Genomic DNA, 14200 nt, shown 5'->3' on the forward strand with positions numbered 1-14200 from the left:
TGGCGCTCCAGGTGCTGCCGTCGGTGCTGTACTGGACGGTGGCACCGGCCTCGACGCCGCTCAGGGTCAGTGCGCCATTGCTGGTGATGTGATCCGAGGCACTGCTGCCTGTGTCGGTCGTCAGCGAGAGCCCCGGTGCGCTGGGCGCGGCAGTGTCCAGCGTGAAGGTGTAGGCGGTGCTGACCGCCGAGACATTGCCCGCCGCATCCGTCTGGCGCACGTACACGGTGTTGCTGCCTTCGACCGGCGTGAAGCTGGCGCTCCAGGTGCTGCCGTCGGTGCTGTACTGGACGGTGGCACCGGCCTCGACGCCGCTCAGGGTCAGTGCGCCATTGCTGGTGATGTGATCCGAGGCACTGCTGCCTGTGTCGGTCGTCAACGAGAGCCCCGGCGCGCTGGGTGCCGTGGTATCAAGGGTCAACGTGGTCGTGGCGCTGGCGCTGTTGCCGACGGTATCGGTGCTGGTCACCGTGACGGTGTTTCCGCCTTCAGCAAGCGGGGTGTAGATGCCGCTGACTGGGGCAGCGGTGCCCGTGTCCACCGCCCAGTGCCCGCTGGCGTCTGCGGTGGTGATGTAGGTTGCCCCCCCGATGACCATCGTGACGGTGGTGCCCGCGTCGGCTGTCCCGCTCAGTGCTGGGGTGCTGTCGGTGGTCAGGTTGTTGCCCGAGAAACTCGGAGTGTTTGGCAGGAGCGTATCGATATAGATGCCACGCACCGCCTGGACCGTCGTGCCGCCGAGCGCGCCCGTCACGATGAGAGCTTCACTCCCCTGCCCCATGGCGGCGATGTCGGCGGCCGTCAGGGTGTAAGACCAGGTGGTGCCGGTCACGGTGGCTACACGGGTGTTGCCCCCCAAACTCAGCTCGACCGCGGCGCCGGCTTCGTTCGTGCCGCTGATCGTGGTCCCTTGCTCGCTGGCCGTGATGATGTTGTCGCCGGCAACAGCACCGATGGTCAGGCTGGCCGAGGTCTGAGTCGTCGCGTTAGAAACGGCATCCACCAGCCCGCTGCTATGGGTGGGGTCGGCTGAGTTGGCGCCTTCGATCAGGCGCTGCTGCACAGCAATGCTCAGACTGGCACCGGTACCGCTGATGCTGGTGCCAGCCACCAGACTCTCGATGGTGGTCTGGGTGTTGCCGCCATTGTTCTGGTCCATCCCGGACAGCGCCGCGAGCAGCTGGCCGTAGGTGTTCGGAGTTTGCGCATGGCCGGCGCTGTCGACGGTGGTCTGGATCGCACCACCAGTCAGGTCTGTCAGCCCGAAGGCGTGAGCGATGGCCGCATTGGTATTGCTCACCGTCGTGGCATCCAGAGACTGGCTCGCGCCAACGGCAGACGCCGCCTCGTGGTAAGCCAGCGACGTGAGCACGTTCACGTTGAGGTTGAGGGTGCTGCCCGACGCGGTGACGACACCCGTGCTGTAGAGAACGGTCGTGCCCAGGTCCTTGCCCAGACCGGTCGTCTCATCGATGTAGTCAGCATGACCGCCCAGGCTCTCGACCTTGACGATGACCACCCCGGTGTAGCCGCCAACCGACACGGTGACGGTGCCATCGGCATGGACGGAGCCGGTGCCCAGCACGGTCTTGCCATCCGCTGCATAGAGGGTGGCCTGAAGGTCGTTGCCCGCCACAGCCGGACCGCCAACCACACTGGCCACGACGGTGGACACCGCCGGAGTTGCGCTCCCCCCCGAACCGCCCCCGCCACCGGATGTCGCCAGGGCCACGCCCCCAAGCCCGCCCGCGGCATACCACAGAGGCGACACCTCCGAGCCCCCCGCCGAGCCCGTGGTGATCCCCTCGGCGTGCCACACGACATGACTGCCTTCGCTCTCGGGCGTTGCTGGGCTGACCAAGACCGCCTGGCCCACGCTGTCCTTGCTCCCCACATCGACAAAAGCCGGATGCTCGCTCTGGCTGTAGTAGTGATCCAGCTCGACGACCTCCTGCCCCTTCTCCTCGATGATCAACGCATCGCCTTGCTTCTTCAGGACGAGGTCCTTGCCCGGTTGCCCGCTCTCGTCATCCACCACCGCGTAGGTGACACCGGGCTCGGTCGGGACCACCACTCGCTGGTCGAGTGCAATGTTTTGCACACTTCCGTTGGCGGAAGTGATTCGAAGGCGCAACTTGGACATCTGTGGTTTCCTTGAACCGGAGGGAGCTCGGGCGATCAAGCCCTGCGGGCGTGCTGGTTTACCGGCAAGCGCTCGTCCTGAAACAGACCCGTAGCCAAGGCATGGACATTGCTTGGCTGAGGTCTGTTCGCCATGTTAGCCATGAAGCCTGGTGATGGACAGGCTTTCATTGGACAAAAACAGCATGTCCAAGGCCTGTTAACAAGACTTAGGGGAGCACAGAAAGCATGACGTTGTTCTCGAGAATGCCTTGTGGAAAAGTCATCTCGATCAAAAAATCGTTCCGTTTCGCCAGCTGAGCGGAGTTGGCATCCCAAAGCAAAAACGCCTTGCAGTCACCGAAACTTTCGGCACTACAAGGCGTTCGCTGTTTTGGCGGAGTGGACGGGACTCGAACCCGCGACCCCCGGCGTGACAGGCCGGTATTCTAACCAACTGAACTACCACTCCGCAGTGGTATCTCTCAAGGGATTCGACCCCCTGCATATGCCGATGAAAGGCTTGTATTCAAAGCCTCTGGACAAGAGGAACAGGAGAATAAGAGGGGTGGCGGAGTGGACGGGACTCGAACCCGCGACCCCCGGCGTGACAGGCCGGTATTCTAACCAACTGAACTACCACTCCGCAGTGGTGCCGGCTTTGGCAACATCGTTGCGATGTCCACCCAGGTGCCGACCACCTGACCAGTGTGACTGGTACGCCCTAGGGGATTCGAACCCCTGTAACCACCGTGAAAGGGTGGTGTCCTAGGCCTCTAGACGAAGGGCGCCTAAAACCCGTTGTTGCCATCGAAGGTGGTGGAGGTAAGCGGGATCGAACCGCTGACCTCTTGCATGCCATGCAAGCGCTCTCCCAGCTGAGCTATACCCCCACGGGTCGATGACGACATCGAATTTGAAACGCCTGCAGGAATCTCTTCCAGCAGGCGCTGCTGTTCGATGGCGGAGTGGACGGGACTCGAACCCGCGACCCCCGGCGTGACAGGCCGGTATTCTAACCAACTGAACTACCACTCCGCAGTGGTGCTGAACTTCAAGCCGCGTTACCGACGACTCCAGGCTTCTGCGAACCTGACCAGTGTGACTGGTACGCCCTAGGGGATTCGAACCCCTGTAACCACCGTGAAAGGGTGGTGTCCTAGGCCTCTAGACGAAGGGCGCCAAGGTTGTTGCCATCACGACGCCACCAGATTTTGGTGGAGGTAAGCGGGATCGAACCGCTGACCTCTTGCATGCCATGCAAGCGCTCTCCCAGCTGAGCTATACCCCCATTCGCGCATCAATCAACTTCTGCAATCTGCATCTGTCGCTTGATTTGCTGAATCGGTTACGCCGTTCAAGCAAGACCAAAAGTATATACCGCTTTTCAAAGAGCTTGCAAGCGGTCGATGACAATTTTTCGATCGAACAGCGACAGCACAGCGTCGACCGAGGGCGTCTGTGCCCGGCCGCACACCAGCACGCGCACCGGAATCGCCAGTTGGGGCATCTTCAGGCCGTGTTCGGCAATGGTGTCCTTGATGGCCTGGTTGATCGCAGCCTTCTCCCAGTCCACCGTCGCCAGACGGGCAGCCAGAGCCAGCAGCGCAGGCTTCACCGCCTCGGTGACGTGCTGGGCCTGTTCCTCGGGCGAGGGCGTGACCGGCGCGAAGTACATGGCCAGCCAGTCGGCCAGATCGGCGGTGGTGGTGCAGCGGTCCTTGAACAGCGCGCAATGGGCCGGGGTCACCTGGGCATCGGACGCGGCCACGCCCTTGCGGCGGAGCTGCGCCGTGGCCAGCGTGGCCAGGCGAGCGTCGTCCGCCTGCTTCAGGTACTGGGCGTTGACCCAGGCCAGCTTGGCGGCATCCCATTGGGCCGGGCTCTTGGACAGGTGCTCGCCATCAAACCAGCTCACCAGCTGCTCGCGGCTGAACAGCTCGTCGTCGCCGTGGCTCCAGCCCAGGCGGGCCAAGTAGTTCAGCATGGCTTCGGGCAGGTAGCCCATCTCCTCGTAGGCGGTGACACTCACCGCGCCACGGCGCTTGGACAGCTTCAGACCGTCGTCGCCCAGGATGACCGGCACATGGCCGAACTGCGGCAGCGGCGCACCCAGCGCGCGGAAGATGTTGATCTGCCAGGGCGTGTTGTTGACGTGCTCGTCGCCACGGAAGACGTGGGTGATGGCCATGTCCCAGTCGTCCACCACCACGGCGAAGTTGTAGGTCGGCACACCATCGGGCCGCAGGATGATCAGATCATCGATCTCGCGGTTGTTGATGGTGATCGGGCCCTTGACCAGGTCGTTCCAGGTCACGTCGCCCTCCGCCGGATTGCGGAAGCGCACCACCGGCTTCACGCCGTCGGGCACGGGGGGCAGCACCTTGCCCGGCTCGGGACGCCAGCGGCCGTCGTAGCCGGTCTTCTCGCCACGGGCCTTCTGGGCCTCGCGCATCGCGTCCAGCTCTTCGGGCGTGCAGTAGCAGCGGTAGGCGGTGCCGGCCGCCAGCATCTGCTCGACCACAGCCTGGTAACGCTCCAGGCGTTGCATCTGGTAGAACGGGCCCTCGTCGTAATCCAGGCCCAGCCAGTGCATGGCCTGCAGGATCTGCTCGACCGAGGCCTGGGTCGAACGGGCCACGTCGGTGTCTTCGATGCGCAGCACGAAGTCCCCGCCGAAGTGACGGGCGAAGGCCCAGGAGAACAGGGCCGTGCGGGCCGTGCCCAGGTGCAGGAAGCCCGTCGGCGACGGGGCGATGCGGGTGCGGATCTTCTGAGTCATGGAAAAGTTCACAGGGAATCGAGGCCACGCGCCAGGTCGGCGGTGATGTCGGCCACATCGTCCAGGCCCACAGCCAGGCGGATCAGGCCCTGGCCGATGCCGGCAGCCTGGCGCTGGGCCTCGGACAGGCGCCCGTGCGAGGTGGTGGCCGGGTGGCTGATGGTGGTCTTGGTGTCACCCAGGTTGGTGGTGCGCGAGCACACCTGGGCCGCGTCCAGCACCGCGAAGGCCTGGGCACGCAACTGCTCGGGGCTGTTGCCCTTGACTTCGAAGGACACCACGGCGGCCCCCAGGCCGGACTGCTGCTTCATCGCGAGCGCGTGCTGGGGATGCGAGGCCAGGCCAGGGTAGTGCACCCGCGCCACGGCGGGATGGGCCTCCAGCCACTGGGCCACGGCCAGCGCGTTGGCGCTCTGGGCCTTCATGCGCACCACCAGGGTCTCCATGCCCTTGAGCACCACCCAGGCATTGAAGGGCGAGAGCGTCAACCCCGCCGAGCGCTGCACCGGCAGCAGCTTGGACTGGATCAGTTCCTCCGGACCGCAGACGGCGCCCGCAATCACGCGGCCCTGGCCATCCAGGTACTTGGTGCCCGAATGAATGATGAAGTCCGCCCCCCACTTGGCGGGCTGCTGCAGGGCTGGCGAGCAGAAACAGTTGTCCACGGCCAGCCAGGCCCCCGCGCCATGCGCCACCTCGGCCAGTGCAGCAATATCGCAGACCTCGGTCAGCGGGTTGGTCGGTGACTCAGCAAACAGCAGGCGCGTGGTCGGCCGCAAGGCAGCGCGCCACTCGGCCACATCGGTCTGCGAGACAAAACTGGATTCGACGCCGAAGCGACCGAAGATGTCCCCCAGCAACTTGATGGTGGACCCGAAGACGCTTCGCGAGCAGATGACGTGGTCACCGGCCTTCAGCAGGCCCATGGCCAGCAACGTGATGGCGCCCATGCCGCTGGCCGTGGCAATGCAACCGCTGGTGCCTTCCAGCGCGGCCAGGCGGCGCTCCATCATCATCACCGTCGGATTGGAGAAGCGGCTGTAGGTGAAGGCCTCCTCCTCATCGGCGAAGCGGCGGGCGGCCGTGGCCGCATCCGGATAGACGAAGCTGCTGGTCAGGTACAGGGCCTCGGAGTTCTCGCCCCATTGCGAAGGCGGCAGGCCCTCGCGCAGGGCCCGCGTGGACAGGCCCACGCCTTCAGGCAACTCGACATGGGGCAGACGCTTCTTCTCGCTCATTGCGCATCCTCCCCGCTCTGCAGCGCCAGACGGGTACGCGCCGGGCCATCCTCCTCCTCGGGCTGGGAGGCACGTTGCGCCTTCATCGTCGCGAAATCCTCGATCGACACATCGCCCGTCACATAGCGGCCGTCGAAGCAGGAGGCCTCGAAGCCCTTGAGCGACGGGTTGAGAGCATGCACGACACGCTTCATCGCATCGACGTCCTGGTAGATCAGCGCGTCGGCACCGATGAACTGGCGGATTTCCTCCATGGTGCGGTTGTGGGCCACCAGCTCCTCCTGCGTCGGCATGTCGATGCCATAGACGTTGGGGTAACGCACCGGCGGCGCCGCCGAGGCCATGTAGACCTTGTTGGCCCCTGCCTCGCGCGCCATCTGCACGATCTCCTTGGAGGTGGTGCCTCGCACGATGGAGTCATCCACCAACAGCACGTTGCGACCCTTGAACTCCACGCCAATGGCGTTGAGCTTCTGGCGCACGCTCTTCTTGCGCACCGCCTGCCCCGGCATGATGAAGGTACGGCCGACATAGCGGTTCTTCACGAAGCCCTCGCGGTAGGGCTTGCCGATCTTCTGCGCCAGCTGCATGGCCGACGGACGGCTGGATTCCGGGATCGGAATCACCACGTCGATCTCGGAGGGCGGCATCGTGGAGATCACGCGCTGAGCCAGGGTCTCGCCCATGTTCAGGCGGGCCTGGTACACCGACACACCGTCCATCACCGAATCCGGGCGGGCCAGGTAGACGAACTCGAACATGCAGGGGTTGAGCGTCGGGTTCTCGGCGCACTGGCGGCTGTGGATCTGGCCCTTCATGTCGATGAAGACGGCCTCGCCCGGCGCCACGTCACGCAGGATCTTGTGGCCGGTGCCTTCCAGCGTGACGGACTCGCTGGCCACCATCACCTCCTGCCCTTCGGGGGTGTCGATGGTGCCCAGGCACAGCGGACGGATGCCGTAGGGATCGCGGAAGGCCAGCAGGCCGTAGCCGGCGATCAGCGCGATGACCGCATAGGAACCCTTGATGCGCTTGTGCACGGCCGCCACGGCCTTGAAGACCTCCTCGGGCGTCAACGGCAGGTCACGGGCCTTCTGCTCCAGTTCGTGCGCCAGGATGTTGATCAGCACCTCGGTGTCGCTCTCGGTGTTGATGTGGCGGCGGTCGATGTCGAACAGCTCCTTCTTCAAGGCATGGGCGTTGGTCAGGTTGCCGTTGTGCACCAGCACGATGCCGAAGGGCGCGTTGACGTAGAAGGGCTGGGCCTCCTCCTCGCTGTAGGCGTTGCCAGCCGTGGGATAGCGCACCTGGCCCAGGCCGACATTGCCCGGCAGGCCCCGCATGTTGCGGGTGCGGAAGACGTCCCGCACCATGCCACGGGCCTTGTGCATGTAGCACTTGGTGCCCTGCATGGTGACGATGCCGGCTGCATCCTGTCCGCGGTGCTGCAGCAGCAGCAGCGCGTCATAGATGAGTTGGTTGACCGGCTGGTTGGAGATCACGCCGACGATGCCGCACATGGGAGGAGTCCGTTCAAGAGGAGGAGAGATTCAGGAAGCGCGTTCCGGGCGACGTCGCCCGCGACGGTTGGGGCAGCCAGGGCTCGAGGGCCTGGTGCAGGATCAGGGTCCAGGCCACCACGCGGGAAGCCCGCCAGCCGCCCGACCCGGCCAGGGGCGTCCAACCCACGGCGGTGACCAGCAACAGCAGCAGCAACACACCACGCAGCAGGCCGAAGCCGCCGCCGAGAACACGGTCCGGCACGGTCAGCGGTGTAGCAGCAATCAGCATCTTGATCAGGCGGGCCGCCAGGCCCCAGGCCAGCAGCACCACCGCGAAGGCCAGCAGGAATCCACCGCCCAGGCGCAGGGCACTGCCCTCCTCGCCCAAATGGACCAGTTGGCCGGCCGTCTCGGCCCCATGACTGGCCACCCACCAGGCAGCGACCCAGCCGGCCAGCGACAGCACCTCGAACACCAGCCCGCGCCAGACCCCGATGACCACGGACAGCAGCAGCAGTGCCAACAGCACCGCGTCCAGCGGGGTCAGGTTGTTCGACCAGGCCATGGCCTGCTCAGAGCTTCAGCACGGCGGCCTGCAGGCCAGCCGTCTTGATCTTCGCCGCGGCCTTGTCAGCCTCGGCCTTGGTCGTGAAAGGCCCCACCCGCACCCGGATGCGCCGCCCCGAGGACGACTCGATCACCTGGGTGTAAGTGGACAGCCCCAGCAGCTCGACCTTGCCGCGCGCATCGCGCGCGCTGCTGGCCTCTGCGAATGCACCGATCTGGACCACGAAGCGCCCTTCATCGGACTTGCTGTCGGTGACCTTGGCCTCGGCCGGCTTGGCATCGGTGGATTTGGTGTCCGCGGGCTTGGCGTCGGTCGGCTTGCTGGCGGCCGAGGACTTGGCCGGCTTGGTGTCTGTCGGCTTGCTGTCCTTGGGCTTGGCGGTGTCCGCCGAGGCGGTCTTGCCGCCATCCTTGTGCGCATCAGGGGCCTTGTCGCTGCTGCGACTGTCCGGCTTCTTGTCGTGCGCTGGCTCGGCGGCCTTGGGTACAGCAACAGCCGCGGTCTTCTGCTCGATCTTGGGCTCGGCTTTCCTCACCTCGGGCTTGGGGACGGGCACCGGCGCAAGCACTGCAGCAGGAGCCGACGCAGGCACCGTGGGCTCGATCACCTCGTCGGCACCCGCATCGCTGCCCGTGGGCTCGACGGGTGGCGGTGCCACCACGGTGGAGCGGGCAGAAGAGGCTTCCGGCGCAGGCACATGCAGCGGTGCGGCCCCGTCACGCGAAGGAATCTCGATCGGAATGTCGACCGGGATGGGGCGCGGCTGCGTCTCGAACAACAGCGGAAAACCGATGATCCCGGCCACCAGCAGCAGCGTGACGCCGATCAGGCGCCGACGGGCCTTGACCCGCACTTCGCGCACCTGCTCGGCGGGGTCGGACGCCGCGCCTCGCGGAGCGGGTTTGTCAGAGCGGCGGATCTTGAACTTGGAGAGCAATCCCATGCGTGGCAGCTGCGTGCGTTGGGGCCGGGCAGGCGGGTGGGAGCCGTCGGTTGCTCAAGCTCGGCAACCAGCCGTCACGCCTGATGAGGTGCCCCCAGGCGAGGCAATCCCTCTTTCAGCACGCCGCCCACGGTGTAGAACGAACCGAAGACCACGATTCTATCAGCCGGGTCCGCCCCCTTCAGGGCGGCGGCCAGGGCGCTGGCCGGGTCGGCGTGACACTCGGCCGGCGGCGCCTTCGGTGCCGCCGCGCGCACCACCTCGGCCAGTTGGGTCGCCGTCGCCGCACGCGGCAAAGGCAGATCGGTCACATGCCAGACGTCCACCAGGGGCGCCAGGCGGGCGACCAACGAGGCCAGATCCTTGTCATGCATCGCCCCCAGCACGGCGATGGTGCGGGGATAAAAGCCCATCTGATCCAGGTTCAGCGCCAGCGCCCCCACCGACTGGGCGTTGTGGGCCACGTCCAGCACCAGGGTCGGCTGGCCCGGAACGATCTGGAAGCGCCCGGGCAGCTCCACCGTGGCCAGGCCCACCCGCACCGCCTGGGCATTCACCGGCACGCGGTCGCGCAGGCTCTCCAGGGCAGCGATCGCCCCGGAGGCGTTGAGCAACTGGTTGGCGCCCCGCAGCGCCGGATAGGACAGCGCGTGGTAGCGCCGCCCGCGGCCGCTCCAGGACCACTGCTGGCGGTCGCCCTGCTGGTTGAAGTCGCGCCCCACCAGCCACAGGTCAGCTCCCAGGGCTTCGCCTGCGGCGATGACGCTGGCCGGCGGCACCGGGTCGGCGATGATGGCCGGACGGCCGGCCCGCAGGATGCCCGCCTTCTCGCGGCCGATGCTCTCACGGTCCGACCCCAGGTACTCGACATGGTCGATGTCCACGCTGGTGATGACACTGCAATCGGCATCGAAAGCGTTCACGGCGTCGAGACGGCCGCCCAGACCGACTTCCAGGATCACCAGATCCAGCCCGGCCGTGGCCAGGGCTCGGGCGATCGCGAGCGTGGTGAACTCGAAGTAGGTCAGCGTGGTGTCGCCACGGGCCGCCTCCACCGCCGCGAAATGCGGCGCCAGGGCCTCGGCGGTGATTTCTTCGCCGTTGATGCGGCAACGCTCCTCGAAGTGGACCAGATGGGGCTTGCTGTACAGCCCCACCCGCCAGCCCGCGGCCCGGGCGATGCTGTCGATCATCGCGCAGGTGGAGCCCTTGCCGTTGGTGCCCGCCACGGCGATCACCGGACAGTCGAAATGCAGCCCCATGCGCGCCTTGACCGCCGCCACGCGGTCCAGCGTCATGTCGATGGTCTTGGGGTGCAGGCGCTCGCAATGGGCGAGCCAGTCGTCGAGGAAAACAGGCAAGGACACGTCAGGACTCTTCAAATGCAACGCCCCGGACCGCTGCGCGCGGGCCGGGGCGCATCGAAAGACCGAGAGGATACTCAGGCGACGGCGTCGGCGCTCTGACGCTGCAGCATGGCCAGCTGGTGAGCAATGGTATGGCGCAGCTGACGGCGGTCCACGATCATGTCGATCGCACCCTTGGTCACCAGGAACTCGGCGCGCTGGAAGCCTTCGGGCAGCTTCTCGCGCACGGTGTTCTCGATCACGCGGGGGCCGGCAAAGCCGATCAGGGCCTTGGGCTCGGCAATCACCACATCGCCCACGAAGGCGAAGCTGGCCGAAACCCCCCCCATGGTCGGGTCGGTCAGCACGCTGATGTAGGGCAGCTTGGCCTTGGCCAAGTAGGTCAGGGCCGCGTTGGTCTTGGCCATCTGCATCAGGCTCAGCAGGCCTTCCTGCATGCGGGCACCGCCGCTGGCAGCAAAGCTGATGAAGGGCACCTTCTGCTCGATGGCGGCCTCCACGCCGCGGACGAAGCGCTCGCCCACCACGGAGCCCATCGAGCCGCCCAGGAAGTCGAACTCGAAGCAGGCGGTGACCACCGGCACGCTCATGACCGAGCCGCCCATCACGATCAGGGCATCGGTCTCGCCGGTGGACTCCAGCGCCGCCTTCAGCCGCTCCGGGTACTTTTTGCTGTCCTTGAACTTCAAGGCATCGACCGGCAGCACTTCCTGGCCGATCTCGTAGCGCCCTTCGGCATCCAGGAAGGCATCCAAACGCGCACGCGCACCGATGCGGTGGTGATGGCTGCACTTGGGGCAGACGTTCTGGTTGCCTTCCAGGTCGGTCTTGTAGAGCACCGACTCGCAGGAGGGGCACTTGATCCACAGGCCTTCCGGGACCGAGCGCCGTTCGCTCGGGTCGGTGTGCTGAATCTTCGGCGGCAGCAGTTTTTCAAGCCAGCTCATGGATCAAGGCTCCTTTCAAAACGACGCGCGTTTATAGCGCATCCAGTGCATTGCGGATATCCCGCAGAAAAGCAGTCGCGATGGCCGGTACCCGTTCGCGGGATTCGTTCTCGATCAGCTGGATCAGCCGCGAGCCGATGACCACGCCATCGGACACCCGGCCCACGGCCTGGGCCGAGGCGGCGTCCCGGATACCAAAGCCCACACCCACCGGCACCTTGACGTGCTGCTGAATGCGCGGCACGGCCTCGGCCACCGCGGCGGTGTCGAGGTTGCCCGCGCCGGTCACGCCCTTGAGCGAGACGTAGTAAACGTAGCCGGTGGCGATCTTCCCCACCTGGGCCATGCGGGCCTCGGTGGAGGTGGGGGCCAGCAGGAAGATGAGATCCAGCCCGTGCGCCTTCAGCTTGGCCGCGAACTCGACGCATTCCTCGGGCGGATAGTCGACGATCAGCACCCCGTCCACACCAGCCGCCGCGGCATCCTTCACGAAGGCGTCGGCGCCGTGCTTCTGGTCGTAGCGCTCCACCGGGTTGGCGTAGCCCATCAGCACGACGGGCGTGGTGGCGTCTTTCTGGCGGAACGCGCGGACCATGTCCAGCACCTGCACCATGCCGATGCCCTTGGCCAGCGCGCGCTCGGCCGCCTTCTGGATCACCGGGCCGTCGGCCATCGGGTCCGAAAAGGGCACGCCCAGCTCGATCACGTCCGCACCGCCGGCAACCAGCGCGTGCATCAGGTCCACCGTGCCGTCGGCCAACGGGTCGCCCGCACAAATATAAGGAATCAGCGCCTTGCGGCCCGAGGCGCCGAGCTTCTCGAAGGTGGTGGCGATCCGGCTCATGCGATGCCCTCCAGGCCCGCCAGCTTCGCGACGGTGTTGATGTCCTTGTCGCCCCGACCGGAGAGGTTGACCAGCACATGCTGGTCCGGCCGCATGGTGGCGGCCAGCTTCATGGCATGCGCCACGGCGTGGCTGGACTCCAGCGCCGGGATGATGCCCTCGGTGCGGCACAGGCGGTGGAAGGCGGTCAGCGCCTCGTCGTCGGTGCAGCCGACATATTCGGCCCGGCCGATGTCGTGCAGATAGGCGTGTTCGGGACCGACGCCGGGATAGTCCAGGCCGGCCGACACCGAGTGCGTCTCGATGATCTGGCCGTTGTCGTCCTGCATCAGGTAGGTGCGGTTGCCGTGCAGCACCCCCGGCGTGCCGGCGGAGATGCTGGCGGCGTGCTTGCCGCTCTCCAGGCCCAGGCCCGCCGCCTCGACGCCGATCAGGCGCACGTTCTCATGCGGGATGTAGGGGTAGAAGATGCCCATGGCGTTGCTGCCGCCGCCCACGGCCGCGACCACGGCATCGGGCTGGCGGTCGCCCCCCAGCATCTCGGGCATCTGCACCAGGCACTCGTCACCGATGATGCGCTGGAAGTCGCGCACCATGGCCGGGTACGGGGCCGGGCCGGCCACCGTGCCGATGATGTAGAAGGTGTTCTCGACGTTGGCGACCCAGTCGCGCAGCGCCTCGTTGAGCGCGTCCTTCAGGGTCTTGCTGCCGCTTTCCACCGGCACCACCTTGGCGCCCAGCAGGTGCATGCGGTAGACGTTGGGGCTTTGCCGCTTGACGTCCTCGGAGCCCATGTAGACCACGCACTCCATGCCGTAGCGCGCACACACGGTGGCCGTGGCCACGCCGTGCTGGCCGGCACCGGTTTCGGCGATCACCCGGGGCTTGCCCATGCGGCGGGCCAGCAGGGCCTGGCCGATGGTGTTGTTCACCTTGTGGGCGCCGGTGTGGTTCAGGTCTTCGCGCTTGAGGTAGATCTGCGCCCCCCCCACCTCGCGCGACAGGCGCGCGGCGTGGTAGATCGGGCTGGGCCGGCCGACGAAGTGCTTGAGCTCGTAGGCGTACTCGCGCTGGAACTCCGGGTCCTGGCGGTAGTGCTCGTAGGCGGCCTGCAGCTCGTCGAGCGCATGGGTCAGCGTCTCGGAAACGAAGCGACCGCCATACGGCCCGAAGTGGCCCGACGCATCGGGCTGGTGGTACTCGAACATGGTCAAAGAATCCTTGGCAATCAGGTGAGTGCATCGGCGATGCGGGCATCGGCCTCGCGCACCGCCTCGCAGAACCGGCGCATCAGGCCGGCATCCTTGATGCCCTTGGCCTCTTCCACGCCGGTGCTGACGTCAACGGCCCAGGGCCGGACGTGCATCACCCCTTCGATCACGTTTGCAGGATTCAACCCACCAGACAAAACGACCGGAGAGGGAACGTTTGCGGGAATGAGTGACCAATCGAATGCCTTTCCACCGCCCCCGTAGCCGTCCACATGGGCATCCAGCAGCAATCCGCTGGCACGGGGGTAGAGAGAAGCGAAGTTTAACAAATCGAATCCGGGTGCCATCCGTGCCGCCCGCAGGTAGGGCCGCCCCACACGGTCGCAGTCGGCAGGCGTCTCGTCGCCATGGAACTGGAGCAAGGCCTGAGGCACTGCGGCCACGCCGCGGGCGATCTCCTCGTCCGCGGCGTTCACGAACAGCAGCACCGGCGTGACGAAGGGCGGCAGACGCCGAGCCAACTCCCCTGCCCGCTCGGCCGTCACCGCACGCGCACTGCCCGGATAGAGGACAAAACCCAATGCATCGGCGCCGGCGGCCACGGCCGCATCGACATCGACCTCGCGGGTGAGGCCACAGATCTTGATGCGGGTCGGGGTGCCGGGGATGGGACGCAT

11 protein-coding genes and 7 tRNA genes are annotated in these 14200 nt (G+C 66.2%); all 18 read right to left on the reverse strand.

The genetic code is table 11. The annotated features are described in order from the left end of the window. Window positions 1-2143, reverse strand: a 2143-nt coding sequence (locus M0L44_RS05500) for a beta strand repeat-containing protein (RefSeq protein ID WP_252768661.1), incomplete at its 3' end; no start/stop codon positions are given. 373 nt (window positions 2144-2516) lie between these two features. Next, a tRNA-Asp gene (locus tag M0L44_RS05505) sits at window positions 2517-2593 on the reverse strand. A gap of 97 nt (window positions 2594-2690) precedes the next feature. Continuing rightward, a tRNA-Asp gene (locus M0L44_RS05510) sits at window positions 2691-2767 on the reverse strand. A gap of 69 nt (window positions 2768-2836) precedes the next feature. After that, window positions 2837-2912, reverse strand: a tRNA-Glu gene (locus M0L44_RS05515). Between the two features lie 26 nt (window positions 2913-2938). Continuing rightward, window positions 2939-3014 (reverse strand) — tRNA-Ala (locus tag M0L44_RS05520). Window positions 3015-3082: 68 nt separating this feature from the next. Beyond that, a tRNA-Asp gene (locus tag M0L44_RS05525) sits at window positions 3083-3159 on the reverse strand. A 68-nt stretch (window positions 3160-3227) separates the two neighbouring features. Then, window positions 3228-3303 (reverse strand) — tRNA-Glu (locus M0L44_RS05530). A gap of 33 nt (window positions 3304-3336) precedes the next feature. Beyond that, window positions 3337-3412, reverse strand: a tRNA-Ala gene (locus tag M0L44_RS05535). Between the two features lie 96 nt (window positions 3413-3508). Then, complete coding sequence (gltX, locus tag M0L44_RS05540; protein WP_252768662.1) at window positions 3509-4903, reverse strand: glutamate--tRNA ligase; 1395 nt, start codon at window positions 4901-4903, stop codon at window positions 3509-3511. Window positions 4904-4911: 8 nt separating this feature from the next. Further along, window positions 4912-6141, reverse strand: coding sequence for an O-succinylhomoserine sulfhydrylase (locus tag M0L44_RS05545; protein WP_252768663.1), 1230 nt, complete (start codon window positions 6139-6141; stop codon window positions 4912-4914). Further along, window positions 6138-7661: an amidophosphoribosyltransferase gene (gene purF / locus M0L44_RS05550; protein WP_252768664.1), complete on the reverse strand. Its 1524-nt coding sequence runs from the start codon at window positions 7659-7661 to the stop codon at window positions 6138-6140. Before purF ends, M0L44_RS05545 begins: the two co-directional genes overlap by 4 nt. A 13-nt stretch (window positions 7662-7674) precedes the next feature. Continuing rightward, on the reverse strand, window positions 7675-8208 hold the full coding sequence (locus tag M0L44_RS05555; RefSeq protein ID WP_252768665.1) for a CvpA family protein: 534 nt from the start codon (window positions 8206-8208) through the stop codon (window positions 7675-7677). 7 nt (window positions 8209-8215) lie between these two features. Then, window positions 8216-9154 (reverse strand): SPOR domain-containing protein, encoded by a 939-nt coding sequence (locus M0L44_RS05560; protein WP_252768666.1) that lies wholly within the window; start codon window positions 9152-9154, stop codon window positions 8216-8218. 74 nt (window positions 9155-9228) lie between these two features. Next, entirely contained in the window at window positions 9229-10521 is a 1293-nt protein-coding gene (gene folC, locus M0L44_RS05565) for a bifunctional tetrahydrofolate synthase/dihydrofolate synthase (RefSeq protein ID WP_252768667.1), read from the reverse strand. Between the two features lie 74 nt (window positions 10522-10595). Next, a complete protein-coding gene (accD, locus tag M0L44_RS05570) occupies window positions 10596-11468 on the reverse strand; it encodes an acetyl-CoA carboxylase, carboxyltransferase subunit beta (RefSeq protein ID WP_252768668.1) in 873 nt (290 codons plus the stop codon). A gap of 31 nt (window positions 11469-11499) precedes the next feature. Next, the gene (trpA, locus tag M0L44_RS05575) at window positions 11500-12312 is read right to left on the reverse strand and encodes a tryptophan synthase subunit alpha (protein ID WP_252768669.1); all 813 of its coding nucleotides are present in this window, start codon (window positions 12310-12312) and stop codon (window positions 11500-11502) included. Then, a complete protein-coding gene (gene trpB, locus M0L44_RS05580) occupies window positions 12309-13520 on the reverse strand; it encodes a tryptophan synthase subunit beta (RefSeq protein ID WP_252768670.1) in 1212 nt (403 codons plus the stop codon). The genes trpA and trpB overlap by 4 nt, the downstream gene beginning before the upstream one ends. Window positions 13521-13540: 20 nt before the next feature. After that, on the reverse strand, window positions 13541-14200 hold the full coding sequence (locus M0L44_RS05585) for a phosphoribosylanthranilate isomerase (RefSeq protein ID WP_252768671.1): 660 nt from the start codon (window positions 14198-14200) through the stop codon (window positions 13541-13543).

The sequence above is a fragment of the Ideonella oryzae genome (assembly GCF_024055665.1).
Taxonomy (GTDB): domain Bacteria; phylum Pseudomonadota; class Gammaproteobacteria; order Burkholderiales; family Burkholderiaceae_C; genus Ideonella; species Ideonella oryzae.

Coding starts and splice junctions, on each gene's coding strand:
- accD (WP_252768668.1), bottom strand. CDS start 11,468: ATGAGCTGGCTTGAAAAACTGCTGCCGCCGAAGATTCAGCACACCGAC.
- M0L44_RS05545 (WP_252768663.1), bottom strand. CDS start 6,141: ATGAGCGAGAAGAAGCGTCTGCCCCATGTCGAGTTGCCTGAAGGCGTG.
- M0L44_RS05555 (WP_252768665.1), bottom strand. CDS start 8,208: ATGGCCTGGTCGAACAACCTGACCCCGCTGGACGCGGTGCTGTTGGCA.
- M0L44_RS05560 (WP_252768666.1), bottom strand. CDS start 9,154: ATGGGATTGCTCTCCAAGTTCAAGATCCGCCGCTCTGACAAACCCGCT.
- gltX (WP_252768662.1), bottom strand. CDS start 4,903: ATGACTCAGAAGATCCGCACCCGCATCGCCCCGTCGCCGACGGGCTTC.
- trpB (WP_252768670.1), bottom strand. CDS start 13,520: ATGTTCGAGTACCACCAGCCCGATGCGTCGGGCCACTTCGGGCCGTAT.
- purF (WP_252768664.1), bottom strand. CDS start 7,661: ATGTGCGGCATCGTCGGCGTGATCTCCAACCAGCCGGTCAACCAACTC.
- trpA (WP_252768669.1), bottom strand. CDS start 12,312: ATGAGCCGGATCGCCACCACCTTCGAGAAGCTCGGCGCCTCGGGCCGC.
- M0L44_RS05585 (WP_252768671.1), bottom strand. CDS start 14,200: ATGCGTCCCATCCCCGGCACCCCGACCCGCATCAAGATCTGTGGCCTC.